26 protein-coding genes and 1 pseudogene are annotated in these 25262 nt (G+C 39.2%); 7 read left to right on the top strand and 20 right to left on the bottom strand.

Going from position 1 to position 25262, the window contains the following annotated elements; translation table 11 throughout:
- Nucleotides 1–41: 41 nt before the first annotated feature.
- The 3 genes and pseudogenes from M0R16_08905 to M0R16_08895 all read right to left on the bottom strand — a co-directional run bounded on the left by M0R16_08905 (nt 42) and on the right by M0R16_08895 (nt 3253).
- Nucleotides 42–1313 carry a metallophosphoesterase gene (locus M0R16_08905; GenBank protein ID MCK9613002.1) on the bottom strand — a complete coding sequence of 424 codons (1272 nt, stop codon included), beginning with the start codon at nt 1311–1313 and terminating at the stop codon, nt 42–44.
- 213 nt (nt 1314–1526) lie between these two features.
- Nucleotides 1527–2043: pseudogene (gene cobO / locus M0R16_08900) on the bottom strand (cob(I)yrinic acid a,c-diamide adenosyltransferase).
- A 28-nt stretch (nt 2044–2071) separates the two neighbouring features.
- The gene (locus tag M0R16_08895; protein MCK9613001.1) at nt 2072–3253 is read right to left on the bottom strand and encodes an aminotransferase class I/II-fold pyridoxal phosphate-dependent enzyme; all 1182 of its coding nucleotides are present in this window, start codon (nt 3251–3253) and stop codon (nt 2072–2074) included.
- 331 nt (nt 3254–3584) lie between these two features.
- Between M0R16_08895 and M0R16_08890 the strand changes: the two genes are divergently transcribed.
- Genes M0R16_08890 through M0R16_08875 form a run of 4 tightly spaced genes read left to right on the top strand, consistent with a single transcriptional unit; the run spans nt 3585 to nt 8149 of the window.
- Nucleotides 3585–4766 (top strand): hypothetical protein, encoded by a 1182-nt coding sequence (locus M0R16_08890; GenBank protein ID MCK9613000.1) that lies wholly within the window; start codon nt 3585–3587, stop codon nt 4764–4766.
- Between the two features lie 28 nt (nt 4767–4794).
- Nucleotides 4795–6945 (top strand): TonB-dependent receptor, encoded by a 2151-nt coding sequence (locus M0R16_08885; protein ID MCK9612999.1) that lies wholly within the window; start codon nt 4795–4797, stop codon nt 6943–6945.
- Between the two features lie 12 nt (nt 6946–6957).
- Entirely contained in the window at nt 6958–7323 is a 366-nt protein-coding gene (locus tag M0R16_08880) for a hypothetical protein (protein MCK9612998.1), read from the top strand.
- 13 nt (nt 7324–7336) lie between these two features.
- A complete protein-coding gene (locus tag M0R16_08875; protein MCK9612997.1) occupies nt 7337–8149 on the top strand; it encodes a hypothetical protein in 813 nt (270 codons plus the stop codon).
- 6 nt (nt 8150–8155) lie between these two features.
- Here the strand turns inward: M0R16_08875 and M0R16_08870 are convergent, their stop codons facing one another.
- The 8 genes from M0R16_08870 to M0R16_08835 form a co-directional block, all read right to left on the bottom strand.
- Entirely contained in the window at nt 8156–8467 is a 312-nt protein-coding gene (locus tag M0R16_08870; GenBank protein MCK9612996.1) for a rhodanese-like domain-containing protein, read from the bottom strand.
- 25 nt (nt 8468–8492) lie between these two features.
- Complete coding sequence (locus M0R16_08865; GenBank protein MCK9612995.1) at nt 8493–8888, bottom strand: OsmC family protein; 396 nt, start codon at nt 8886–8888, stop codon at nt 8493–8495.
- Nucleotides 8889–8910: 22 nt separating this feature from the next.
- Nucleotides 8911–9990, bottom strand: a complete 1080-nt coding sequence (locus M0R16_08860; GenBank protein MCK9612994.1) for a 4Fe-4S dicluster domain-containing protein — start codon at nt 9988–9990, stop codon at nt 8911–8913.
- A 6-nt stretch (nt 9991–9996) separates the two neighbouring features.
- Nucleotides 9997–11985: an FAD-dependent oxidoreductase gene (locus tag M0R16_08855; protein ID MCK9612993.1), complete on the bottom strand. Its 1989-nt coding sequence runs from the start codon at nt 11983–11985 to the stop codon at nt 9997–9999.
- A 4-nt stretch (nt 11986–11989) separates the two neighbouring features.
- Nucleotides 11990–13324: an FAD-dependent oxidoreductase gene (locus M0R16_08850; GenBank protein ID MCK9612992.1), complete on the bottom strand. Its 1335-nt coding sequence runs from the start codon at nt 13322–13324 to the stop codon at nt 11990–11992.
- Nucleotide 13325: 1 nt separating this feature from the next.
- A complete protein-coding gene (locus M0R16_08845) occupies nt 13326–13763 on the bottom strand; it encodes a hydrogenase iron-sulfur subunit (protein MCK9612991.1) in 438 nt (145 codons plus the stop codon).
- 105 nt (nt 13764–13868) lie between these two features.
- Nucleotides 13869–14120 carry a sulfurtransferase TusA family protein gene (locus tag M0R16_08840; protein ID MCK9612990.1) on the bottom strand — a complete coding sequence of 84 codons (252 nt, stop codon included), beginning with the start codon at nt 14118–14120 and terminating at the stop codon, nt 13869–13871.
- Between the two features lie 85 nt (nt 14121–14205).
- A complete protein-coding gene (locus tag M0R16_08835) occupies nt 14206–14751 on the bottom strand; it encodes a DsrE/DsrF/DrsH-like family protein (GenBank protein MCK9612989.1) in 546 nt (181 codons plus the stop codon).
- Between the two features lie 149 nt (nt 14752–14900).
- Here M0R16_08835 and M0R16_08830 point away from each other — a divergent pair, with 149 nt between their 5' ends.
- Nucleotides 14901–15575, top strand: coding sequence for a Crp/Fnr family transcriptional regulator (locus M0R16_08830; GenBank protein ID MCK9612988.1), 675 nt, complete (start codon nt 14901–14903; stop codon nt 15573–15575).
- Between the two features lie 47 nt (nt 15576–15622).
- Here M0R16_08830 and M0R16_08825 read toward each other — a convergent pair whose 3' ends face one another.
- The 3 genes from M0R16_08825 to M0R16_08815 all read right to left on the bottom strand — a co-directional run bounded on the left by M0R16_08825 (nt 15623) and on the right by M0R16_08815 (nt 17015).
- Nucleotides 15623–15913: a hypothetical protein gene (locus M0R16_08825; GenBank protein MCK9612987.1), complete on the bottom strand. Its 291-nt coding sequence runs from the start codon at nt 15911–15913 to the stop codon at nt 15623–15625.
- 77 nt (nt 15914–15990) lie between these two features.
- Nucleotides 15991–16797: a hypothetical protein gene (locus M0R16_08820; GenBank protein MCK9612986.1), complete on the bottom strand. Its 807-nt coding sequence runs from the start codon at nt 16795–16797 to the stop codon at nt 15991–15993.
- Nucleotides 16798–16859: 62 nt separating this feature from the next.
- Complete coding sequence (locus M0R16_08815; GenBank protein MCK9612985.1) at nt 16860–17015, bottom strand: hypothetical protein; 156 nt, start codon at nt 17013–17015, stop codon at nt 16860–16862.
- A 101-nt stretch (nt 17016–17116) separates the two neighbouring features.
- On the opposite strand from M0R16_08815, the gene M0R16_08810 reads away from it, so the two are divergent.
- On the top strand, nt 17117–17554 hold the full coding sequence (locus M0R16_08810; protein MCK9612984.1) for a hypothetical protein: 438 nt from the start codon (nt 17117–17119) through the stop codon (nt 17552–17554).
- Nucleotides 17555–17563: 9 nt separating this feature from the next.
- The gene (locus M0R16_08805; protein MCK9612983.1) at nt 17564–18058 is read left to right on the top strand and encodes a metallophosphatase family protein; all 495 of its coding nucleotides are present in this window, start codon (nt 17564–17566) and stop codon (nt 18056–18058) included.
- Here the strand turns inward: M0R16_08805 and M0R16_08800 are convergent.
- The 6 genes from M0R16_08800 to hutI all read right to left on the bottom strand — a co-directional run bounded on the left by M0R16_08800 (nt 18055) and on the right by hutI (nt 25105).
- Complete coding sequence (locus tag M0R16_08800; GenBank protein MCK9612982.1) at nt 18055–18540, bottom strand: DUF4293 domain-containing protein; 486 nt, start codon at nt 18538–18540, stop codon at nt 18055–18057. The two genes, M0R16_08805 and M0R16_08800, sit on opposite strands and share 4 nt — an antisense overlap.
- 192 nt (nt 18541–18732) lie before the next feature.
- The gene (locus M0R16_08795) at nt 18733–19314 is read right to left on the bottom strand and encodes a hypothetical protein (GenBank protein MCK9612981.1); all 582 of its coding nucleotides are present in this window, start codon (nt 19312–19314) and stop codon (nt 18733–18735) included.
- 10 nt (nt 19315–19324) lie between these two features.
- Nucleotides 19325–19756, bottom strand: a complete 432-nt coding sequence (locus tag M0R16_08790) for a hypothetical protein (GenBank protein MCK9612980.1) — start codon at nt 19754–19756, stop codon at nt 19325–19327.
- A gap of 10 nt (nt 19757–19766) precedes the next feature.
- Nucleotides 19767–21464: a glutamate formimidoyltransferase gene (gene ftcD / locus M0R16_08785; protein ID MCK9612979.1), complete on the bottom strand. Its 1698-nt coding sequence runs from the start codon at nt 21462–21464 to the stop codon at nt 19767–19769.
- A 58-nt stretch (nt 21465–21522) separates the two neighbouring features.
- On the bottom strand, nt 21523–23715 hold the full coding sequence (locus M0R16_08780) for a DUF748 domain-containing protein (protein ID MCK9612978.1): 2193 nt from the start codon (nt 23713–23715) through the stop codon (nt 21523–21525).
- 127 nt (nt 23716–23842) lie between these two features.
- A complete protein-coding gene (gene hutI / locus M0R16_08775) occupies nt 23843–25105 on the bottom strand; it encodes an imidazolonepropionase (protein MCK9612977.1) in 1263 nt (420 codons plus the stop codon).
- Nucleotides 25106–25262 lie beyond the last annotated feature (157 nt).

The following is a 25262-nucleotide window of genomic DNA, read 5'->3' as shown; positions in this document are numbered from 1 at the left end:
ACTGTCAGATAGTTATACCCTTAATAGCACAACAGATTCATCTAATCTTTTATTATAACTTTTCTGCTACTTATGGTGCTATTATCGGGACTTATAAGTGAATAAAAATAAATTCCCGGAGCAAGTCCGTCTCTTTGTATCATATTTTTCCCCTTAACAATATCTGCTTTTGATCCTACCTCACGGCCCGTAACATCATAAATCCTTAATTTATAAACGATATCATCCTCGCTCCCTGCCAATTCCAAAATTGCATAATCACTGAATGGGTTGGGATATATTTTAAAATCAGCTACTGAAAGTAATTCTTTCCCCGCTGACATGCAGTCCACAACTCTGGGTGTGCTGATATAAACAAAGTTAGAATCGACGGTTATAATACGATAAGCGCCACCAAAACACTGAGCTGTTTGGCAATAACGGGTTCCACCGGTCCAATTTTCAAGCACCACATTCCCATAACGATCCGCAACAACAAACTGATGTTTATGTCCGGAAAGAATGACATCCACATTATTTGAATCGCAAATATTCAGAAATGTTTCCCGGTTCTCAATGAACGACCCCGTTGCAGGATTGGTCACATTTTCAGAGTTAGGGCTTCCATCAATTTCTGTTCCTGCAGCATGTGCACCCGGATGATGCATAACAATAATTTTTCTGTTATTTGTCGGGGTGCCTCCTGTAGGATTTAAAGTTGATCTGAGCCATTGGCATTGAGCATTAGTTATTCCGATTCCATCTTCAGGGTCCTCAACCAACGAACAATCACTGCCTGTTCTTAGAAATAAAATTTGAGCGCCATTGTGTGTTATTGCATAATCCACATCGGGGGCAATATACATTGGATAATATGCCAACACACTAGTCTGATCTAAAGCAAGAAGCCAGGATTCATAATATTCATGATTCCCTGAAACAAAATAAATAGGAATTGTTTGTTCCTGATCAATAAAATATGCCCCGTTGTCCGGATTGACTATTCCTCCCTGAGGATAAAGGTATTGAATAATTGCAGGATACATCCCATCAGGACTTTTTGAACCAATATTTGAAACATCACCGGATACGACAACAAAAGCTGGTTTAGGATTAAGATAATTAAATTCCTTTAGGTTACAAAAGAATTGTTCTCCATTCTCATCATAATTACCTATATTGAAAGAGCCGTCTGAAATATGCACATCACTGATATGAATAAAATTAAACGACTGGGATTTAATTGCCGATGGCCATAATAATAGCAGGCACAATAAAATTGTGATGACACCGGAATCATTTAATAAAAAAAAATTATGTAATTTTTTCTTCAAAAGGAAATAAGAATTTATCTAATTAGCTGTAAAATTAAACATTACAGTTAAATTTTATTAATTTCTTTGAATTTTTTTTCTAAAGCGGAAAAAGAAATCATGATTTTTTTATACTATACACCAAAAATGTTAAAATATACTGTTTACATTTCAACATTTACAATTTACATAATTACTCATTAAAAAACGCAGTTTTAGTTTTTTTTATTGAAATTAATATTCTATCCCCTCTCTGGCTTCAACACCATTAGTATAATAATGTTTTATTTCCTTCATCTCTGTTACAAGGTCTGCCTCATCCATAATTTCCTGTGGGGCGTGCCTTCCGGTCAATATCATTTCGGTTGGTTCCGGTTTCTGGTTAATCAACTCCCTTAATTCATCAATAGAAATCAATTTGAAATAAACAGCTATAAATATTTCATCTAAAATGACCAAATTGTATAATCCATTTTGCAGGTTGTTTTTAACTATCTGCAATCCTTTTTGAGCTGCATCAATATCCTCTTTGGTTGGTTCATTAATGATAAAACATCCCCGCCCGAATTGTTCAACAGTAATTTGAGGTAGGTATTTACGCAAAGCTTTAATTTCGCTATAGGTCTTTCCTTTTACAAATTGAGCTATATATACGTTTTTCCCTGCACCGGCAGCACGTAGAGCAAGGCCAAATGCCGCAGTGGTTTTCCCTTTACCATTTCCTGTATAAAATATGTATAAAGCCTTTCATAGCAAATATAAGGCTGCTAAAATGCTTATTATACTTTTTCCAAACCCTGCTTCAGGTCTTCAATAATATCGTTAACATCTTCAATGCCAACAGAAAATCTCACCAAGTCATCCGTAATACCTGCCTTTATTTTATCTTCTTTGCTCACTGCAGCATGAGTCATAGATGCAGGATGCTGGATAAGGGTTTCTACACCTCCCAGCGAAACAGCCAATAATGCTAGATGAACATTGTCCATTAATTTTTTGCCAGCTTCATAGCCGCCTTTGAGTCCGAAGCTCATCATGGAACCAAAACCCGACATTTGATTTTTTGCCAGCTCATATTGCGGATGAGATTTTAATCCCGGGTATTTTACCCATGCAAGTTTTGGGTGAGATTGTAAAAATTCGGCCACTTTCATAGCATTTTCCTGTGCCCGGTCAATGCGTATTGCCAATGTTTTTACTCCTCTGAGCACCATAAATGCCTGGGTAGGGTCCATATTACAACCCAAATAAACCATACAATGCCGTATCTTTTTATAGATTTCCGGGTCTTTGGCAACAACAACACCGCCCACAATATCCGCATGGCCATTGATAAATTTTGTTATCGAATGAAGCACCACGTCTGCACCTAAATCCAAAGGCTTTTGCAAATAAGGTGAGCAGAATGTATTATCTACAACAAGTATTAGCTTGTTTTTTCGGGCAATCTCAGCACATGCTTTAATATCAGTGATGTCCATGGTGGGATTTGCAGGGGTTTCCACATACAAGACTTTTGTATTAGGCCTGATAGCCTTAATAATGTTTTCCAGATTTGAAGTATTCACAAAAGTAGCTTCAACGCCAAAGCGTGAATAATCCTGTTCCAGAACACCTCTGGCGGGGCCATAAACTGCTTCCGAACTGACAATATGGCTTCCGGCACCTAACAAAGCCATGTAAACACTGTTAATAGCTGCCATGCCAGAGCTGGTGGCTATCCCGTCATAACCATTCTCCAACACTGCGATATTTTTTTCAAAAGCCCTGATGGTAGGATTTGCGATACGAGTATAAATATATCCATCGCTTTTTCCTGAAAAGCAATCAGCGCCATGCTGGGCATTTTTAAATTTAAAAGTTGACGTCTGATATATAGGTACGGTGGCGCTGCCATACATATCATCCAATGTTCCCGAGTGAATTACTTTGGTGTTAAAAGCTTTGTCTTTTGTTTTCATAATCATTTTTATTTTGAAATTCCATCAAATTTATTATCCATATTTCTGTTTTAAAATGCAAAGGTAAAAATGCTGGTGTATTTTTTTAATTTTTTTAATGATAAAAGTTTAATTTGAAATATTTAATTCCATCAATGAAAAGTATTTCTCGGATATTTCTCAAAACATGTTCATCGTAACTGCCTGTTTATGGTTATTTTTTTTCTTTCAGCACTTCAAAATTAGCATCCCCCTATAAAAAAATAGCTATCTTTACAATGAATTCGCATTTCTCTAAACATTTTTCCGAGTTCCTTATAATGTTATGAAATTTTTTAATAGTAAATAAAAAATGACATTAAATAAACTTTATAATATATCATGGATTATTTTAACAGCATTCTTCATTTTGGGAATTTTTTTGATTATCTATTCTTGTAAAAAAAATGAGCCGGAACCTGAACCTGAAGAAGAAGTTTATAACCCCACACCATATACCATTCAAAGACCATGGTATTTTCCAACAGATATGAATATCCCCTCAGACAACCCAATGACTGTGGAAGGAATAGAACTTGGGCGTTATTTATTTTATGACGGCCGTTTTGGAGGACGTTCTCATCCTGACTCCATGATGAGTTGCGCCACTTGCCACTTGCAGGAAAATGCTTTTGAATGCGGAATAAACAACCCGGATTATCCCGGTGGAATTACTCATGGGATTACAGGTATTCAGACTCCACACGTGATGTTGCCATTATTTAATGTGGTTTGGAATCCTAACGGATATTTATGGAATGGCAGCATATATTCCGAAAATCCGAACACGTCAAAAAGGCGACTGGAAGATTTATGCTGGATGGGCGTACATGCCCCACACGAGATGTTTAACGATACCAATAAATCAAAAGCTTTAATTGCCAGCATACCGGGATACAAACCCCTTTTTAAAAAAGCATTCGGAACTGAAGAAATCACTTTTGAACTTATGGCTAAAGCAGTGGCTCAATTTATTCGCAGCATCGTATCATTTAATTCCAAGTGCGACAGATGGCTGCAGGGACAAACTTCCCTAACTCCCTCCGAGTTGAACGGATTTGTTTTATTTATTACCGAAGAAGGAGCTGATTGTTTTCACTGCCACGGAGGAGACGGCAATCCTTTATTTACAACAAATCTTTTTTACAACAATGGCAGAGACTCTGTCTTTGATGACCCGCGAGACAGATTTTCTGTTACCGGCGACCCCATGGATCATGGCTCATACAGAGCGCCAACATTACGCAATATTGAATTAACGGGGCCCTATATGCATGACGGAAGGTTTGCCACCCTAGACGAAGTTATTAATTTTTACAGTCACAACCTTGTTTGGTCTCCGTATATAAGCCCGCTGATGCATCATATCGGTGAAAACGGCGCACAACTTTTACCTCAGGAAAAAGCCGACCTGAAAGCGTTCCTGCTCACATTAACCGATGAAACACTTCTGACAAATCCAGACTATGGCCCTCCTGACAGCTTTCCTCAATAATTTTCATATTATTTTAAAATAAATACTAATGAATATCAAACCGGTTTTTTTTGTTTTTTTACTAAGTGTATTTTCAATTGCATCAGCGCAAGAGTTAAGTGACACGATACAACTTAATGCTGTAGAAATTATTGAATATTCAAATAAAAAAATCCCATACATCCGAAATGTTGTCGTAAAATCAGAAATGGAGATGAATATTTTGCGTGACGTGGGAGAGGCTTTGCGGAACATCCCTAATGTTTCAGGCCTTCGCAAAGGAGGGGCAAATATTGACCCGGTAGTACGCGGATTTAAATACAGCCAGCTTATGACACTGATAAACGGAGCCATAGAACTTGAAGGCGGCTGTCCCAACCGCATGGACCCTACAACTTCACACATTGATATTGATGATGTAGAACAAATAGAAGTTGTCAAAGGCCCTTATGCGCTGCGCTACGGCCCATCATTTGGCGGTGTGATAAACCTGATAACGTATCAGCCAAAATTCGGAGATAAATTTGAACTTCATACGAAAATATCTTCTGGTTATGAGTCCAATTGGAATGGCAACAAAGAACATCTGGTTGTTACAGGGGGCACAAAAAAAATTAATTTCACCCTTACTGGTAACCGTATGCAGTATGGCGATTATGATGATGGAAATAATAATATTATTAAATCATCATTCCTGAAGTATAGTTACAGCGGAAAAGTTGGTTTCTCCCCAGTTGAAAAACATCATTTTACAATATCTTACCTCGGCACTATGCACCGGAACGTGTACTTTCCTGCGTTACCTATGGACGAGAGGGAAGACAATTCTAACATTATAGGGTTAACTTATACCACCGGCAAACACAAAGGAGTTTTCAGCGGCGCCTATTTCAAAGCAAACTTTGCCATGATAAATCATATCATGGATAACAAATCACGGGCTAATGCAGACACCAATATGCTTGCAGTTTCAGAAGTTAACGCCAATACATTAGGAGTCAGGGGAGGTATAGATTTAAAATTTAAGGACAAGTATTTTCTTTTTATTGGAAGCGATTTTCAATATATAAGCAAAGATGGTGACCGCACAAAAACAATGATTATGCAGCCCCCCGTCAACGGAAAAATCCCTCAAAAAATCGAAGCACTTTGGAGTAATGCACACATACAAAATATTGGGATTTATAGTGAGTTCAAAACCTCTTTCGGCACCTTTGACATTGTTGGAGCCGTCAGGCTGGATTTAAATTCAGCCGGTTCGGGCAAAATTGAAGTTTTTGGCATGCCATCAGGCGGAATTACTCCGGTTCTTTTATCAAACGATGACACAAAAAGCAGCTTCACAAACTTTAGTTTTAATGTTGGGGCAACAAAACAATTCGGAAAATACTTATCTCTGGGATTATCATTAGGACGTGGCACACGCAGCCCGAACATGGTTGAGCGATTTATCATCATGCTACCGGTGGGTTATGATAATTATGACTATTTAGGCAATCCTAAACTCAAACCCGAAAATAATAATGAAGCCGACCTTACACTTAAATTCAAGCATGAGAAATATGGGACAGCAGAATTTAATGTTTTTTATTCGCTGGTACAGAATTATATAACCGGGTGGTTAATAGCCCCTTCGGTACAAAAACCCCTTAGCATGAACGTACTTGGTGTCAAGCAATTTTACAATGCAGGCCTTGCTTCATTCACAGGATTTGAGTTTGGCTATTCACTGCCTGCTACATACAAACTCGGAGCAAATGTTACTGTGGCTTATACTCATGCCACTATTTACGAAGTTACCAAACAAATCCTTGACCCTACCCAGACAATCAGCCAGCAGGTGGTGGGAGAAGAAGTGCTTAAAAATGATGCCGTAGCCGAAATACCACCGCTGGAAGCCAATGTAAGCATCAGTTATAAGTTCCTAAAAAAAAGCCTGATACCAAGAGTTTCTGCACGAATAGTTCTCGACCAGGGACATGTTTCTGAAGCTTTTTACGAACCTTCCACGCCGGGATTTGTATTATTCAACCTTGGGTTGATGTATAAATATAATGACCACATAAGTATAAACGGAGGTGTAAACAACCTTTTTGACAAAGCATATTACGAGCATTTGAATCGAAAAATGATTGGCACAACGGCCAAGCTATATGAGCCCGGGCGCGTATTTTACATCAATCTTTTTATCAATATATAAAACCTCAGAAAAATGAAAAAGATATTCATACTCCTAAGCGCATTTTTTATAATAATTTTATCTGGTTGCGAAAAGAAAAATGCACACAAAGTAACCTACTACGTGACTAATTCGCAACAGGGATTTACCGCTTCATATCTTGATGAAACAGGAACTGTTCAAACCGAATATATTACTACCCAAAGCGCAGCTGAAAAAAAAATAATCAAAACATACCATGCGGATGCAGGCGATATTGTTTATATTTCTGTGAGTGATACAGCAACTTTTTCTTTCGTCAAAGTAACAATTTTTGTGGACGATAAAGTTTTTAAGGAAGCTTCCCGCACTGATGATAATACAAAGCCAGTAACCGTTTCAGGTACCATTCCATATTAAACAAATTGAAAAAATGAAAAGAATTTATTTAATAACACTTCTTTTTATAGCCATAATAGCCGTTATCACTGCCTGCAAAAAAGATGATGTGCTGCCGGACGAAAAAGAAACAGGAAAAATAGTGTTGAAGTTTTTCCACAAAGTTGACGGGCAGCATATTGAGATGGACACATTAAAATACATCAATGCCGCCGGAAATCATTACATGGTGAATGAAATACAGTATTTTATTTCCGACGTAATACTGCATAATTCTGACGGAAGCTCATTTCTGATAAAAGCCTGGGGCGATATCCATTATGTTGATACCGACATCCCTTCGACATGGACATGGAATATATTGGACTCGATACCGGCAGGAACCTACGACTCTATATCATTTACTTTTGGTATTTCGGAAGCAAAAAACCAATCTTATATGTTTGTGAATCCTCCTGAAAACAATATGTTCTGGCCAGAATATCTTGGAGGCGGCTATCATTACCTTAAACTCAACGGTAAGTGGAGTGACGGCGTATCACAGGCTATGCCTTACGAGTTTCACCTTGGTATCGGCCAGATTTATTCAGGGACAGGAACCAGCATTGACTCTATCATTGGATTTGTACAAAATTATTTTAATGTTGATTTGCCAAATTCATCATTTAGTATTGCCGAAAAAGAAACAAGGACTATTGAAATTGAGATGAATGTGGAAAGCTGGTTCGACACACCCCATGTATGGGATTTTAATGTACAAGGCACTTATATCATGCAAAACCAGGAAGCTATGCAAATAGCAAAAGAAAATGGAGTTGATGTTTTCAGCATCAGCTCAATACGCTAATTCCAATCAATTACTATATTTTTTCAGGCTCTCCCAGGGTCCGCCATTGAACGCCTCATATCCTTTGGCTTTTAAAATACTTTTTGCCACTCCGCTGCGAGCACCTGAAGCACAACAGGTGATCACCGGCTTATTTTTTTTTATTTTGGAAAGATTATCGGATAGATTTTTCAAAGGTATGTTTATGGAGCCTTTTAGATGTTCGCTCTGATACTCTCCTTTGGAACGCACATCAACAATGGTAGCACCCTGTTTAATAAGTTCGCCATAGTCAACTGCGGGTCTAGAAGAAAAAAGTTTTTTAATAAATGTGAACATAGTTAAGGTTTTAGTTTGATTGTTGTCATTCAATGACTTTTGATGTAACAGAAAGCTCGGGAGGTGACATCAATTGTTGTTTCACTTTGCACAGGCTTGCCACATGAATCAGCGAATCCACATATTTTTCGGGAAAGTCTTTGGGCACGTTGATGCTTAGTTCCACTTTGTTCAGCAGACCTTTCTCGTTAAATTCGTGGTTTTGTGTCAGGGTAATATTTTCGGCGGGGATATTCCTGTTATCGCAAAACCCCTTGACATAAATTCCGGCGCAGGTAGCCAGAGATGCCAGGAAAAGCTCGTATGGTGAAACTGCAGAGTCCTCGCCCCCACCACCAGAAGGCTGATCAGTTTTTACAATGTGATTACGCACCTGGGCGTTTACTTTTTTGTTTCCGTCGAATGTTACTTTAATTTTCATCTTTTATAATTAGTTAAGTTTATTATTTCTTTGATTTATTATTATTTGACAAAGCAAGGATATTTGAAAAATACATAGCAAAAGAGCGGTACAAGAAATGCGTCCATTTACCAAATGGAACGATGATAAGCGCCCACTGAACCAAAACAGTAAAATGAAAAAGATACATCCAAAAATTGTTTTCAAGGATACCTGTATCAATAAACAAGCGCACCAGAAAAGCGCTCATACCCATCATGAAAAGCCAGATAACGAAAAACCAGTCCGAAGGATGCGAAGAAGTACTTTTCTGGCTGCGTTTACGGATGCGGCGCAGTACAAAATCAAATGTTACAATAAAGATGATAGCACTCACCACATATCCCAGGGCAATCACAAAAACACTTTCGGTACCAAACCAATCAAGAAAAACAGTGGTAAACAGCAGGCTAAGGTAACCTATCACCAGGATGAGATGTTCAAACCACCAGAGTTTGTCGGGTTTATCATCGCTGCAATTGAGGGTACGTTTTTGGGTAAACATATGGACAAATAATTCCTTAAGAGATACAAAATAAGTTTTAATATCGAATTTTTTTGTCGTTTTCCATACAATCATATACCACATGCGCAACAGGTTAGGTACAAATATTATCAGGAACACTCCGCCGATAGCGAACATTTCAAAAAAATGCCCGTAATGCATCCACTCTTCCTTGCTAAACATACCGCTGCTGTATAAACCTATTACGGCTCCTATGACAATTAAAAAAGCGATGATGTATCCTGCCAGATTACGGTACAATAATCCCGACAGCCCTGTCCAATCGTATTTAGCAATCAAATACCTCCTCAAAGCCATCATCAGGTTTCCGGGGTCGGCCTGTCTGGGGCAGCTCAGGGAGCAGTCGCCACAGTAATAACACAACCAGGGATCTAACGACTGCTGAATGTCTTCTTCGAGGCCAAGAGCAGTGTATCGAATCATTTTGCGGGGAAAGGAATTATCGGCATCGGACAATCCGCATATAGCAGTGCAGGTGCCACAATTATAACAGGCTTCAAAATCTGTGGCACCATATTTTTTTAAATCATCGGCAAACTGGAAATTTATCTTTGTCATCACCGCTTAGTTTTTGAGTTTGTAATAAAAATACTGACCTTTCTTGTCCATCCCGTCCGACTGCACATAGTTGTATTTGTTCATCGTCATCAGGTGCCAGGTAACAAGTCCTATATCTTCACCGATTTGTTTGGCAATTTCGGGTATGGTTTTGTGTTCATCGGTAATACAAGTGGCTATGCGGGTCCATATTTCAGGATAACGTTTCAGGTTAAGCGGTTTTTTGACATTTTCCGGTTTTTTGGGTTCGTCGGATTGGCCGGTAAGTTCTACCTGCGATACAAACCCGTCGATCATCCCTTCTATTTCCTTGTCGGAGAACATCTTAAGCTCCAACGCTTCGGAGGGGCACACCGGCACACAGATACCGCAGCCCTTACAAGTGGCAGGATTCACTTCTACTATTTGTTTTCCGTTGCGTGTAATCTCTTTCAGGGTGTCAAACTCGCATACTCCGGCACATTTACCGCACCACAAGCACGCATCCTCATTAACTTTAGCTATAATCGGCTCCAGACGAATACGTTTGTTTTTTATCAGCGACAACATTTTGGAAACAGCCGATAATGATGATTGCACCGATTCGCTTACATTTTTAGGTCCCTGACAGGTGCCTCCTATCAACACACCGTTTATCACGGTTTCAACAGGCTTTAGCTTCGGATGTATTTCATTGAAAAACCTGTCGGCACCCACCGGAATCTTGAATTTAGCAGCAATGTCGCTGCCGTCGGCACGGGCCACAGCTCCGGTAACCAGCACCAGCAAGTCGGGGCTGAATTCTAATTCTTTTTTCTGAGTCAGATAATCTTTGACTTTAACCAGCACGCTATCGCCCTTCACTTCCACCTGCGGCGGTTCTTTTTCTTCAAACTTCATATAAATATCGCCCTGCTTTGAAGATTGCTCATAAAGCAGTTCCTGCTTGCCGTAAGTACGAATATCTCTGTACAGATGAATTATTTTCAGTCCATTGTTCTTTTCTTTGAGCTGAAGTCCGGTATGTATGGCTGTGGTGCAACAAATACGGGAACAATATTTATTTTCGCCTTTGCTTTGCCGGTTACCAACACAATAAATGAAAGCCAGCGATTTTACAGGTTTATTGTTGTAGTGAATCACACCGTTGTTTTCTTCCATGCGTTTCTTCAGTTCGGGCAAAGTAATAACCCGGGGCGACAAACCATAGGCAAATTCGTTTTCTTTAGGCTGATAATAATCGTAGCCGGTGGTTAACAACACAGAGCCTATTGCCAGCGACATTTTTTCGGTTTTTACGCCACCCATGCCCACATTCACGTCAATATTAAAATTTCCGATGCTGCCGTTAACTTTTTCGACTTCTGATTCGGTAAAAATTGTAATTTTTGTATTGTTTTTTATTTCTTCCATCAGGCGTTCAACCAGCTGAATTCCTTGTTCTCCCGTCATGAAGAGGGAGCTATTTTCCACCAGTTTCCCTCCCACCTTTTTCTCTTTTTCTATCAGATATACCTGGTGGCCGTTGTTGGCCAGTTCCAAAGCCGCTTTCATTCCCGACACGCCTGCACCGATAACCATCATGGCATCCTGGGCTTCTATCTCCATACTTTCGAGTGCTTCGGAGAGTGCGGCTTTTTTAATGCCTGCCCGAATCAGGCCAATGGCTTTGTGGGTGGCATCAAGAGGTTTATCGGAATGAGGCCATGAACACTGTTCACGGATATTTACCTGTATGTAATTATACTTATTAAGCCCGGCACGGTCGGCAACTCCACGAAATGTATGGGTATGCAATTTGGGTGAACATGATGCTACAACTATAGCATCCAGTCGATTTTCCTTGATGTCATTCACCATTTCGGTCTGAGTTGCATCTGAGCAGGCAAACATCACGTGCTTTGAAATAAGCACACCGTCTTCATCCTGCATCAGGTGCTGTGCTTCGGCCACATCCACATAATCGGAAATATTACCTCCGCAATGACAGATATATACGCCTATTCTTTTATTCATGATATCAACTTTTTATATTTTTCAAATAAGTAGCTACTTCGGCAGCGGCGCAACCGGCAGATAATATCGAATCTGGGATATCTTTAGGCCCCGAAGCCATGCCGGCCACAAACACTCCTGAGATACTGGTAAGGGTTGGATTCAAAAATGGATCTTTTTGTTTCACAAATTTATAATCATCGAGTTCCAGCTTTTCGTTGCTAAACATACTGGTAACGTTATTCTCGGGAAGAACACCAACAGATAAAACCACCATATCGTGTTTGGCTTCTTTGTACACGCCGCTGTGAATATCTTCGTATTGCAGCACAAGGTCGCCGCTACCATTGCTTTTTTCTATTATTTTGGCTACTTTTCCTTTTACAAAATTTACTCCCATGCCTTTGGATTGCTGAAAAAATTCCTCGTAACCTTTTCCAAAGGCCCTGATATCAATATAGTAGATGGTAATATCCGCCATAGGCAAGGCTCCCATGAGCAGCTGTGCCTGTTTGATACTATACATACAGCATATCTGCGAGCATATTGGGTTGTTAAAGCAACCGCCGGCACATTCTTTATTCTCAATGCCCGAATCGCGTGAGCCGGCACACAACACATAAGCGATATTTTCTGGAGCTTTGCCATCGCCTGGCCTCACCACACTGTTGAAAGGCCTTGTGGGGGCAATCAAACGGTCCATCTGGAGTGAATCCACAATATTGGGGTATTTTCCATAGCTGTAATCGGGCTTACCTGCACCCGGGAACAGGCGAAAACCGGTACATACCACCACCGACTTAACCTTGACGGTTGTCTTACGTTCTTCTTCCTTAAAGTTGATCGCTTTGGGCGCACATGCTTTTACACAGCGCATGCAATGTATGCAATTATCGATATCGATAGCAGCAATTTTGGGGTTAGCCAGGTTAAAAGGAATGTAAATGGCTTTTCGTCCCACCATGTTGTGGTTGTAATGGTCGTTGATTACCTGCGGGCATACAAACTCACACTCCTGACAGCCGGTGCATAACGAGGGGTCAACATACCGGGGCTTTTCATTTATGCTGACATCAAAAGAACCTTCCCCGTTTTTACGGATATCATCAATGAACGTGTTAAGTTTCAGTGTAATGTTGTGATGCCGCGCGGTTTCCGACATTTTTGGGGTGGTGATGCAGGCGGCACAGTCGAGTGTAGGAAATACCTTGCTCAGTTGTATCATTTTGCCACCTATAGAAAGGTCTTTTTCGACAAGCAACACTTTATAATCCATTTCGGCCAGGCTGAGCGCGGTTTCCTGTCCGGCAATGCCACCACCGATGACCAGGGTGTCGAATATTTTTTGTTCTTCCTGCATATTATTGTTGATTTGTTGTGTTGGCTAATTCATCTTTGATGCTACCCAATTCATTAAGAATTCTGGAGAAGTTTTCCATGTGGCTGGCAAAAGGTTCAGCACATACCGAACAGATAGCAGCCATGCGGATACGTTTTGGGCTGATGTTTTTTGCTTTCATCATTTCCTGTGCCTCGGTAATGATGCGGTTAGTATAATCGGCACATTTCGGGCTGTAAGAACATTCGTGGCCATCGGCGGCAATAAACACTCCGTCGAAACCTTTTTCGATGGCCTGCACTATCCATTTGGGTTTGATGCCTGAAGAGCAGGGCATGCTTATAACATACACCGAAGGAGAATAGTGAATCTTCCGCAAACCCGCCTGGTCGATACCCGGATCAGATATCTTGTCGGTCGAGAAGACAAGTATTTTCGGTTTATAAGTATCGTTTTCCATACAATAAATTTTATTATTCAATATTATATCCTAAAGCAGCCACTTCCAGCCACTGCTACCTGTTAACTGTTAACTGCTAACTACTAACTGCTAACTGCTAACTGTTTACGCTTTTTTTAAAAATAATCTGGAATAACTGTCTTCTTCAAGAATGCCTAAAAATTCGTGTTCCATCTTTTCGCACCATCTGGGAATATCGTGTTTGGTACCTTCGTCTGAAGATAAAATCTCCATAATCTCTCCGGATTCAATCTCACCAATGGCTTTTTTTGCTGCCAATAATGGTCCGGGGCAAGCGGTTCCGCGTGCGTCTACTACCTGATTTGCTGTGATGTTTTTTAATTCTTCTGTTGTCATTTTTTTATTTTTTAAGGTTAGTATTTTTATTTTTTTACCGCAAAAACACCAAGCGTCATTTGCAATAAAAATGATATTTGATTTGTTAAATAAACAACTGTATTTTACTTTCCTGCGCATCTGCCAAAAATGTTGCCACACCGCACACATTCATGTGAGGATAATCAATCATTTCTTCACGTTTAAAGCCCATCAGGTCCATTGACATTTCGCAAATATTGATTTCAATTCCCAGTTCTCCGGCAGTTTTAAACATCTCGGGCAGGGAAGCCACCTTTTTCTTTTTCATAAGGCCTTTTATCATGCTTGTGCCCATACCCATCATGTGCATCTTTGATAATTTTATTTTGTTCATTCCCTTGGGCAACATCATGCCAAACATCTTGCCTAAAAAAGTCTTGCCGGTTACTGATTTCTTTGGGTCGCGCAAAGCTGCAGTAGCCCAGAAAGTAAAAAAAAGCTTTACTTTCATATCATAGGCAGCTGCTCCGGTGGAGATAATCATTGCTGCCAGGATCTTGTCCAGATCGCCCGAAAAAACAACCATCGAAAGTTGGTCTTTGGTGCCTTTTTCAATTTTTGCAATCTTTTTTTGCAATTCCTGAATCTGATTTTCTATTTCATTACTCATAATTATAGATTTAAATATTTTAATTCAAAATTAGTCATCATTGATTTGTCAATTACAAAAACCTGTGTGAGTTATAGCAACAAAAAGTGTGATTTAAATCACATTTTAAATAAAATACATATCTTTACCACTTATAATCATCATAAATTATGCAGCAATGCAATAATTGCATCATTAAATGTGCCGCGGTTAGCAGTCTGCATCCCGAGCAATTTGAGGTGATGGAAAACAACACCGTGGAAGTTCATTTTAAAAAAGGCGATAACATTTTTCGGGAAGGCGCTCTGTCGCTAAATGTTGCCTTTCTGAAAAGTGGCATTGCAAAAATTCACAAACGAGGGCCTGTGCGCGAAAAAATCCTTCGCATCGTACAATCCCCATCATACATAGGCTTACCGACAAGTTTTGGTGATAAAATAAACCACTTTTCAGCTACCGCCATTGTTGATACTTCTGTTTGTTTCATTGACATCAACCTCTTCAGGAACTTTATTTATAATAATGGCAAATTTGCTTATGAAATAATTGTTGAGCTTTGCGAGAATGAACTGATGGACTATCAGCGGTATACCAGCCAATCTCAAAAACAGATACCCGGTATGGTTGCAGAAACGCTTCTTTGTATATCTGAAAAAATTTTTAATGCAGATAGCTATAATTTTCCTCTGACTCAAAGCGAATTCGGAGATTTGGTCGGAACATCAAGGGAAAGCGTCAGTAGGATTCTTTCAGATTTTTCAGCCAATAAACTTATTGAATTCAAAGGCAAAAAATTTAAAATTCTTAACAAAAAACTTCTTAAGCAAATAAGTGAAAAGGGTTGATACAAATGAAAAATCAGCGAATATTGAAAAGATATGGAAATTCCAGATTATTCTTCGAGACATTCGTAATTTTTTCCGGATAATTCCTCCTTGTTTTCATCTCCGCAAACATTTTCAGTAACATTATCATAAACACAGGTATATCCCTGATTCTCAAAATAAAGTTTCCATGCCTCAACTGAATGACCATTTAAAGATGAGTCTCCCTGACATCCGGCAAGGGATTCAAAACCTTCTTTTGTGCAAATACCGCATTTCTTGGTGCAGTCATAACATTTTTTGCAATTGGCAAAAGCAAAAATAAAAACAGCCAGGCACAGGATTAATATTTTTTTCATAAAGATTTTTTCACAATATTACACAAATTCATAATAGAAATTACACAAATTCATAATAGAATGAATAAATATCCTGATTATATCAACGACCAATGCGCCTTCCACTTGATAACAAATGCTTTGGGGATTTCTTTCCGAACTTTACCCTCTGTGATAAAAGCCATTTTAAGCTGGCGAAACCTTCCTAAAACAAGGTGGTATTTTTTGGCTGATGCAAATTCTTCAATGACAAAAGCTTTTACTTTATACTTACGAGACAAATAATTCATCATTTTCGTCTGAATTGACAAATCGGGAGATGATGCAACATAAACACCATAAGCTCCGGCAGAAGCATAAAAATAGCTGCTGCCATACAAACATCTGAAATATCTTACCGGGGATATTCCTTCTTTTAAATTATTATTGTTTTCAATTGATTTTTGGGGAGGTATAATACGTATGTTATAAAAAGTTGGGTTATGACTTGCTTCAGGAATTTTTGTTACTACTGTATCCGTCAGGCGCTCATTGAAGGTTGCAGATGTTTTAATGGGTTTGCTTTTCAGAGGAAATAAATATTTAAAGACATTGCGGTTGGTATTTGTGTGGCTTATGGTTTTATAATATGAAATACGGGAACTGCGCCCACTTTGATGCGCTTTGTTTTTATCATAGCTGATTGTATTTTGTTGATTTATTCCGCTGACCGGGCTGCTGTATTGCTGATTATTATTGTTGTATGTTGGCTGGCTTTGATATTGTGTGTTTGTGGGCGTGGCTGCTGCTTTTGAAGTATATGAATTATTCGAAAATGTACTGTTGCTCTTATATTCTGCTTTTTGAGGCATGGCGAATCCTGAGAAAAAAAACAGAGCCACATTAAGTAGTATAAATTTTTTCATAATACATTTTTTTTAACCTTAAAATTATCAAAAATCGTTCCTTCTTTTGTTAATTTCTATGATTATAAAATATCTCGTCTTTGCAAATCTTCCAAATGTAGTTGGTTCATAAATGTAAAAAGTTTAGAATTGACAATGAAGCACTCATTTTCCTGCTCGTCTTTAATAATGAACTTGTTTGAAATGGCCCATGTTTTTTGGCTGATGATGTATTTCATTTTTTTGTAATTTTATTTTCGATAATTTTGAGGTTACTATATATTTTTTCGATGTATAAAGCTTTGAATAATTGAAAATAAACGGATTAATTATTAAACTAATGAAAATAAAAACCGCTTTTTTGTTTTTGGTTTTGTTATGTTTTGTCTGTAGCAATATTTTTGCACAGGACTTCGGAACCCCGAAATCAAATCCTTCGGTGGTAACATACACCGATTTGCCTACACTGGAGCAACGCCTTGCATGGAACAAAATCCATGACGAATGGCTGCAGAATGATTTTCATGTTTGTTTAAAGGAGAACAACCTTATACTAAGTTGTGCCACTTGCTCCGCCATTTTTTTAACTGTGGATTTCAGTATTGACAGCAGTGGTGTGGTTACTGGCTACCAGGTGGTGCGCGAGAAAATGTGCGGTAGCGTATTTACCGAAAGCCTAAAAAATTGTTTTCTCGAGTATTTTTTGAATGTGAAGTTTCCCGAAGGCCTGAGAAATATGATTTTTGAGATAACAATCGGAAACGGATTAAAGTGTTAGCTTTGTGGTATGACACGCATAGGCATATTTTCCGACACCCATTGTTTTCTGCATGCAAAAGTTTTTGAGTTTTTCGCTGAATGCGACCAGATATGGCATGCAGGCGATATCGGTGATGCAGAAACCGCCGACAAACTTAAAAATTTTAAGCCGCTCACAGCCGTTTACGGCAATATTGATGGGCAACCATTACGTCAATGCTTTCCTGAGACACAGATTTTTATGACGGAAGATGTTAAAATTATTCTAACACACATAGGAGGAAAACCGGGCAAATACGATATAAAGGCAAGGCAATTAATAGAAAAAGAGAAACCTGAAATATTTGTTTGTGGCCACTCACACATCTGTCGGGTGCAATACGACCAAAAATATCAGATGCTATATATCAATCCCGGTGCGGCAGGGAAATACGGTTTGCATCAGAAAATAACGCTACTGCGTTTTATAATTGACGGAAATGATATGCGGGATATGGAAGTTCTGGAACTGGATAAACATTAATCCCTCAGGCGGTCTGAGGCACGTACCATTTTTTCGTCTTTACGGATAGCCCTGTGTGCCAGCACCAGAAAAACAATAGGCAACAATGCTATATACATTCCTGCCTTGTAAGCCGGAATAAGCTCGGCCGTTGTACTTAATGTTTCCGTTATGTTTTTTGCGATAGAATTTGCGATGACGGTTTCAGCAGAATAAAAAAGAGCGGCAATAAATCCAATATGTGCCAGCAGTGTTATAGCTGTGATTTTAATCTGAATCAGGCGTTTTTTAAATAAAAATATAGTTATCACGCATGCCAGGGCAAGAAGGCATACTGCAATAATTAAGGGAATAGTGCTGTTGCTATTGCCGTTTGTAATTTCTAAAAGCGAGAAGGTATAAACCATGTCTCCTGTGCGGTATTCGGCAAAGGGAAAGAAAAAAAGCAATACATAGGCTGCTACGGCCAGCAACAAAAACAAACTCTGAATGCGTTGTATCATAATTTTATTTTTTTACAAAATTACTTTTTTAAACCAATTGCAGATATAATGCCTAAATACTTTTTCTTGCTATGAATCAAAATCACAGAAGTTAACTTTGTACCTCATAGCCTCTGCAAGAAAACAATTAAGTTTGTAAGATATTATGATGAACCTGACAAATGGTTAAAAAGAATAATAAAACATTTACTGCTAATTTCCCCCGTAATCTTTTTTTATGGTAATATACCCGGGATATTGAATCGAGGTATTCCCGACCATGATGGTGGGTTTTGCTTTCAGGGAGATTCGTGTGGAACGGTTGCCGGCATCCACAAGGTTTAACGCAAAATTCACTATGTTTTTCCCGGATTGCCCGGAAAGTAATTTCACCAGGTCGGCATTGATTTGTATGGGGAAGTTGCCTGTACCGCCGTTTGGATTAATTTCAACCCTTTTTGCAGTGGTTCCCTGGGCAATCTCAGTGTCGTCAATCAAAGCAATCCAGTCGAGTTTGCTCAGTGCGGCTTTTTCCTTATTGGGATTACGGGCTTCAACATTTAATGTGAAATTCAGGGGCAAAGAGCCGGAGGTAACAAAAGCCAGCAGTTTAGCTCCATCAACCAAAGTCAGGTCGTTGAATGATTTTATTTTCTGAACATTAACGCCTCCCAGGGTAATATTTTCAGCCGATGCCAGCCGGAAATCGCAGGTAAGCAGGTTCGTAAATTCTTTTATCTGGCCGCAGGAAAAGATAAAAAGAATTGCAATTACCCACCCAATTCTATACTTCATATTTAGAAGGTCAAGAATTTTTGATTTCGATATTTTCCAATCCATTTTCATCAAATTCGCTGACATACTTTTCATTTATACGTTCGAGCATTACGAGTTTTTCCTCCAAATTCATTTTTTCAAATTCCTGGCCTGCCTGCCTCCCGGCATCTCTTTCGGCAAGGCGGTAGCTCAGATGGCTCCAAAAACATTCGTCTTCAAAATCTTCGATAATATCAACCATTTCGTCATCAAAATCATCTGATGGCATATACAACTGCATGTTATCATCAAAGCTGACTAACTTTTCATGGCTGGCAACTTTTGCCTGAGAAAATATCATCTGCACCAAATCGTTCAAAACAATATTTTCCGGTTCATCCAATATCCAATTGCCTGAATATACGAGGCGAAGAAGTTCTTTATACTGGTCCGGAGACAATTCCAAATTAATTTTTTTCATTGTGTTTGTTTTAAAGGTTAATTTTTTGATGTACGATGTCAAGTATTTCGTCTTCCAACGCCTGTGCCTGATTTACCAGTTCTTCCGCCTGAGCAATCATTTCTGCTGCCAATTCTTTATCTTTCAATCCCGATGCATTAATTTTAACATTCAGGAAGGCGCCAATTACTGCAGAGCGGGCACAAAGGGCTCCTACGCCGGCATCGGTTACGGAGTTGGGGTTGCCTGTTTCTGCCATCGCTTTAATCACTTCCATGGATTCAAAAGCTTTGTACATTGTTTTGAGAGGTATTTCCGTGGCATAGCGTGTGGCATCCTGAACGGCATGGTCACGTAATTGTTTTTCTTCATCATTGCTTTTAGGCAGTTCGAAAGCATCCATAATTTTATTGAAGGCATTGGTATCCTCATCCACCAGCAACAGCAGTTCATCTTTTATTTTCTGCCCTTTTTCAGCCCATGCTGAAAATTCTTCCCAGCGCCCGTCCCAGCCGGGTTTATGTGATGAAAGGTTGGCGACCATGGTTGCCAGAGAAGCTCCTAACGAGCCCATATAAGCTGATATTGAGCCTCCTCCGGGGGCAGGTGATTCCGAGGCGGTTTCATCGGCAAAGCCCCGGCAAGTATAATCCACCAACTTCTTTTTGGTGTTTTCTTCTTTGTCTTCAAGGACAAACTCAATGATTTTTTCCCTGGGGTTAAAAGGTTTTAAATCATCAAGTCCTAATGATTTTATGGCAATTTTAATAAGTTCATTTTCTGAAACGCCTGTTGAACGTTGTTGTTTTTTTAGGAAATATTTTCCGGCATCAAGCATGGCTTTTAATGGTATCAATCCCACCAATTCAGAACCTGTAACCCTTAATCCACGTTCCCGTGCTTTTCTGCAGGCTTCCTCAAATGCCACATGCACCGGGGTGATGCTGATATTTGTGAGGTTAATGGAAATCTGGGCAATGCCGTACTCATCTATGAACCACCCTATTGCTTTGCAGGCTTTTAGCGAACCGGGAATCATCACAGGATTTCCATTTTCATTCTTTACTATTTTTCCTGTTATCGGGTTGCCTTCCCGTTTTGGTCTGCCTTTTTCACGTATGTCAAAAGCTACTGCGTTGGCACGTCTGGTAGATGTTGTGTTCAGGTTTACATTATAGGCGACAAGAAAATCGCGGGCACTTACGGCAGTGGCACCGGCAATGGCATTAAATACGGCAGGGCCAAAGTCCGGCTTCCAGTGAGGGTCAGCAAGTTTTTTCGGCAAACCTTCATATTCTCCGGCACGGCAATCAGCTAAATTTTTTCTTTCTTCGCTATAAGCAGCATTTTCATAACAATAAACAGGGATATTGAGTTCAGTGCCAACGCGTTCAGCCAGCCTGCGGGCATACTCCACAGTTTCTTCCATGGTAATGCCGGATATAGGAACAAAAGGACATACATCTGTAGCACCGAAACGGGGATGTTCCCCTTTGTGCTTGCGCATATCAATTATTTCCGAAGCTTTTTTAATACCTTTGAAAGCTGCTTCTACAACAGCGTCAGGTTCCCCCGCTATAGTAACCACCGTGCGGTTGGTGGCCTTGCCAGGGTCAACATCTAAAAGTTTTACACCGGAAACGGCTTCCATTTCATCCGTTATCTGTTTGATGATGCTCATATCGTTCCCTTCGCTGAAATTGGGAACACATTCAATAATTTGTTTCATGGCCTTTTTCGCGTTTTTTTAGTCAGCAAAAATACTACTTTAATAAAAGTCAATATATTTATTTTACATTAAGTTCAATGATAAACTTAGGAGTTTTCATCTCGACAGGCAGGTTTCTCAGGTCGGTAGTTTTAAAACCCACAGAACCAGCAGGCAAAGCTTTATCGGCAAAAAATGTTTTTAAAATATTTTCGCGTTTCAACATCAGTTGGGTAAATTCCGTTTCCACATTTTCACTTCCGACAAGCTGTAAGCACCGCTCTGCCAGTGAACCTTCATTGCTTTCGCCTTCTATTCCCAGGAAAGTAAGGAATGCCGGGTCAAAATTTGAAACAGCGGCTGCTTTTCTACGGATTTCTTCAGGCTCAGTGCCCTGCGCCGTGGCTTTTGAAATAAAAAGTGTTTTTGCCTGTTGTACTGCTATCAGCGCTTTTTCTTTTTCAGGGTCAGTAGTCTGTATAAAAGTAAAATTCAATTCTGGTTTTTTTACAACAATCTCCGATATTTTATCCAACTTGCTCCTCTGCTCGGCAGTAAGACTATCCTGTAAAAAATCAAAAGGAATCTGCTTTATGCTTTCAGGACTGGTGCCAAACATTTTTCCTATGGCCTCAAAAGGTTCGGAAATAGCTTTTAGTAAAAACTCTTCCAATGTTTTCCAGATGATTTTCCTCAATTTAAATTTGGGGTCAGAAGGGCTACCGGTTACAGGCAAATCAATTTTTATCAATCCCTCGCGGTCTTTGATAATATACAACGCCAGAATAACCGGCACTTTATAAGCTGTTGTATCTTTTGTTTTTTTACCAAATTCAAGATTGGCAATTTTCAGTTTATTATTGTTATCAAGCATGGAAGGAGTCATTTTCAGCCTGCAGTCGTAATTAAAAGACCCTTTTTTGATGGGTCTTGCCAGATAGTACTCCGAATAAGGCGACAGGCTAACCATATCCAGCTTTGCAATATTGCCTTCAAAAACAACATCCGTCATATTCACCATGCTGAGTGTGGCTTTTCCATTAAAAGTTCCTGGGCCGTTGAGGTTCATACTGAAATTTAAAGGAATTTTTGCTGCCAGGTCACTAAACCCCGCAACGTCAAGAGAAAGATTTTTAATGTCAAACTTAAATGGCCGGTTTAACGACAGATCCGAAAAGTCAATGTACCCGCCTCTTAATACCAGGGTGTCAATGGAATAATGTACAACAGTAGTATCATTTGTGGTATCAGCTACTGCCGAAGTATCATTCAATATAGGGGCAAGTATCCTCTGGATGTTGGTATTGTTTTTCTCAAGAACGGCAACAATCTGAGGTTCGTCAATCAACACCTTGTCAATACAGAAATTGGAGCTGCCAATGTCAAGGGAATCCATTCTTACATAAATGTCTTTAAAAGAGCAGAATTTCTTTCCATCCTCTTCAAAAATGGCAATATCTTTCAATCCTGCTTCCCCGAAAACTTTCATATTTAAGGGGTTATTCATTTCTCCCTTTACCCTCAGGTTGGAATATAATTTACCGCTTGTAATGTCGGCAGCAATAAATGCTTTGGCATAGCCGGCAAATGGAGTGATATCAATATTATTTGTTTTCAGAATAACGGAATATTCCCCCGATGCCTGATTTATCATACCATCAACCGCCACCTCCCCGTCTTTACCAAGAATAAACTCCACACCCATTTTTGATTGCTTGCTATTCCATGAAATTTCGGGAACTTTAACACTCAGGTCTTTGAGTTCGGTGTTTGTATTTGAGGATTTATCTTCATACTTAATATACCCGCTGTTGATGCTGAAATTTTTCACCAAAAACTTCAGTGTATCACTTTCCATTTCATCTGTTGTATCTGCCATGGTGGTGTCGCCTGTTTGCATAAAATCACTGAAATTAAAGGCAGAATCTGCATAAACCAGCGACACCCAAGGCTTATCAAGCCTGATTTCGGAGAAGGCGATTTCATTTTTAAAAAGGTTCCACGGGTCAAAATTCACATACAATTCCTGGAAACTCACAAATTTGTCGGACTGGTTTTTTTCGTACATCGTAAAATTTTTGGCTCTGACACTGCATTTAAAATAATTAATATGCAGCTCCTTAAGGTCAACTTTTCTTCCAATCAGTTCCACACTGTTTTTCACTAAGTACCATCTTACTATGCTTGAAAGAAAAAATAGCAATAAAAACAAAAAAAATACAATGCTAATAATTACGATATACCTTTTTTTTATTCTTAATTTTCGTTTCATAATACGTGAATTTAGTTTTGTAATGTATATGCACTTTTGCCGGCTTTTTTAAGCATTTCCTTGTTGATGTTACGATAATAATCCAGAGTTGGTTCCCATGTTGTGCCGCCTATAAGCCCAATTGTTTTCATTTTTGAATTTTTCCGTTAATAATAACCGTTTCCACTTTATTGCTTCCAAATGCATAAGGCATAAACTCCAAGCTAGGGATAGGTTTGGTGATAAAAACATTTGCTTTTTTCCCCACAGCAATGCTGCCCAGTATGTCGGAGACACCCATGGCATATGCTCCGTTAATTGTTACAGCATGAATAGATTCTTCGGGGAGCATTTTGTATTTAATACAGCCCATAGATAAAATCAACTGCATGTTGCCGGATGGAGAAGAACCCGGATTATAATCGCTTGCCATTGCCAAGGGCAAACCTGCATCAATCATTTTTCGGGCATGAGCATAAGGCATCCCGAGAAAAAATGCCGCACCCGGCAATAGCGTGGGCATGGTTTCACTGCCAAGCAGTGCACGTATTTCTTCATCTCCGGTGTATTCAAGATGGTCAACCGACAAAGCACAATATTTAACTCCCGCCTGAATGCCTCCGGAATAATCCAGCTCATTGGCATGGATTTTCGAGCGAAGACCGAATTTGATGCCCGCCATAAGAATTCTCTCTGTCTCTTCAACTGTAAAAAAGCCCCTGTCGCAAAAAACATCAATATAGTCCGCCAGTTCTTCAGCTGCAACCATGGGTATCATCTCATTGATAACCAAATCTACATAAAGACTTTGCCTTCCTTTGTAATCAGCAGGCACTGCATGAGCTCCCAGAAAAGTTGCCTTTATCGTCAGGGGCGAAAGTTTTTTAAGTTTTCTTATAACCTTAAGAATTTTCAACTCATCGTGGGTATTTAAGCCATAACCGCTCTTAATTTCCACAGCCCCGGTTCCTTGCATTTTAATTTCATTCAGTCGCACCAGTGCCTGTTCACAGAGTTCTTCTTCGCTTGCTTTATGCAACCTTTTCGCCGAATTGAGTATGCCTCCTCCTCTTTTTGCTATTTCTTCATAGGACAAACCCCTGATTTTATCAATATATTCTTTTTCCCTGCTGCCGGCATATACCAGGTGCGTATGAGAATCACAAAAGCATGGAAATACCATGCGGTCGGTGGCATCAATAACCTTAAAAGAAGCTTTTTCAGCGGCTTTAATATCATCCAAATCCTTCATAAACCCATAAGCAGCAATAAGCCCATTTTCAATTTTCAGGTATGCATTTTTAATGGTTTTTAAAGAAGCCATTTCTTTCCCGCCTACTTTTATCCGGAGTTTCCTATTATCAGGTTCCACCTGGACAAGTTCCTTTATGTTTACAATTATTAGTGCCATTGACAATTTATTAATATAAAAAAACTAAAATTCATAGACAAGCTTTAAAAAACGTATAATTAATATAAACAGTGGTTAAATTTTTGTTAAACTTTTAAATCGTAAAAAATGATTATTTTCATTACAAAATTATTATTAATTTTGTTAAAAAAACAGA

Source organism: Bacteroidales bacterium (assembly GCA_023228145.1).
Taxonomy (GTDB): Bacteria; Bacteroidota; Bacteroidia; order Bacteroidales; family CAIWKO01; genus CAIWKO01.
Note: the sequence above shows the minus strand (reverse complement) of the source record. Positions and strands in the feature narration are given on the sequence as shown.

What these genes read in the sequence shown, in the direction of transcription:
- M0R16_08820 (MCK9612986.1), bottom strand. Translation starts at nt 16,797, where the DNA reads ATGAAAAAATTTATACTACTTAATGTGGCTCTGTTTTTTTTCTCAGGA.
- M0R16_08850 (MCK9612992.1), bottom strand. Translation starts at nt 13,324, where the DNA reads ATGCAGGAAGAACAAAAAATATTCGACACCCTGGTCATCGGTGGTGGC.
- ftcD (MCK9612979.1), bottom strand. Translation starts at nt 21,464, where the DNA reads ATGAAACAAATTATTGAATGTGTTCCCAATTTCAGCGAAGGGAACGAT.
- M0R16_08845 (MCK9612991.1), bottom strand. Translation starts at nt 13,763, where the DNA reads ATGGAAAACGATACTTATAAACCGAAAATACTTGTCTTCTCGACCGAC.
- M0R16_08790 (MCK9612980.1), bottom strand. Translation starts at nt 19,756, where the DNA reads ATGAAAAAAATTAATTTGGAATTGTCTCCGGACCAGTATAAAGAACTT.
- M0R16_08890 (MCK9613000.1), top strand. Translation starts at nt 3,585, where the DNA reads ATGACATTAAATAAACTTTATAATATATCATGGATTATTTTAACAGCA.
- M0R16_08880 (MCK9612998.1), top strand. Translation starts at nt 6,958, where the DNA reads ATGAAAAAGATATTCATACTCCTAAGCGCATTTTTTATAATAATTTTA.
- M0R16_08795 (MCK9612981.1), bottom strand. Translation starts at nt 19,314, where the DNA reads ATGAAGTATAGAATTGGGTGGGTAATTGCAATTCTTTTTATCTTTTCC.
- M0R16_08810 (MCK9612984.1), top strand. Translation starts at nt 17,117, where the DNA reads ATGAAAATAAAAACCGCTTTTTTGTTTTTGGTTTTGTTATGTTTTGTC.
- M0R16_08815 (MCK9612985.1), bottom strand. Translation starts at nt 17,015, where the DNA reads ATGAAATACATCATCAGCCAAAAAACATGGGCCATTTCAAACAAGTTC.
- M0R16_08870 (MCK9612996.1), bottom strand. Translation starts at nt 8,467, where the DNA reads ATGTTCACATTTATTAAAAAACTTTTTTCTTCTAGACCCGCAGTTGAC.
- M0R16_08895 (MCK9613001.1), bottom strand. Translation starts at nt 3,253, where the DNA reads ATGAAAACAAAAGACAAAGCTTTTAACACCAAAGTAATTCACTCGGGA.
- M0R16_08835 (MCK9612989.1), bottom strand. Translation starts at nt 14,751, where the DNA reads ATGAGTAATGAAATAGAAAATCAGATTCAGGAATTGCAAAAAAAGATT.
- M0R16_08825 (MCK9612987.1), bottom strand. Translation starts at nt 15,913, where the DNA reads ATGAAAAAAATATTAATCCTGTGCCTGGCTGTTTTTATTTTTGCTTTT.
- M0R16_08805 (MCK9612983.1), top strand. Translation starts at nt 17,564, where the DNA reads ATGACACGCATAGGCATATTTTCCGACACCCATTGTTTTCTGCATGCA.
- hutI (MCK9612977.1), bottom strand. Translation starts at nt 25,105, where the DNA reads ATGGCACTAATAATTGTAAACATAAAGGAACTTGTCCAGGTGGAACCT.
- M0R16_08840 (MCK9612990.1), bottom strand. Translation starts at nt 14,120, where the DNA reads ATGACAACAGAAGAATTAAAAAACATCACAGCAAATCAGGTAGTAGAC.
- M0R16_08865 (MCK9612995.1), bottom strand. Translation starts at nt 8,888, where the DNA reads ATGAAAATTAAAGTAACATTCGACGGAAACAAAAAAGTAAACGCCCAG.
- M0R16_08875 (MCK9612997.1), top strand. Translation starts at nt 7,337, where the DNA reads ATGAAAAGAATTTATTTAATAACACTTCTTTTTATAGCCATAATAGCC.
- M0R16_08800 (MCK9612982.1), bottom strand. Translation starts at nt 18,540, where the DNA reads ATGATACAACGCATTCAGAGTTTGTTTTTGTTGCTGGCCGTAGCAGCC.
- M0R16_08860 (MCK9612994.1), bottom strand. Translation starts at nt 9,990, where the DNA reads ATGACAAAGATAAATTTCCAGTTTGCCGATGATTTAAAAAAATATGGT.
- M0R16_08885 (MCK9612999.1), top strand. Translation starts at nt 4,795, where the DNA reads ATGAATATCAAACCGGTTTTTTTTGTTTTTTTACTAAGTGTATTTTCA.
- M0R16_08780 (MCK9612978.1), bottom strand. Translation starts at nt 23,715, where the DNA reads ATGAAACGAAAATTAAGAATAAAAAAAAGGTATATCGTAATTATTAGC.
- M0R16_08830 (MCK9612988.1), top strand. Translation starts at nt 14,901, where the DNA reads ATGCAGCAATGCAATAATTGCATCATTAAATGTGCCGCGGTTAGCAGT.
- M0R16_08855 (MCK9612993.1), bottom strand. Translation starts at nt 11,985, where the DNA reads ATGAATAAAAGAATAGGCGTATATATCTGTCATTGCGGAGGTAATATT.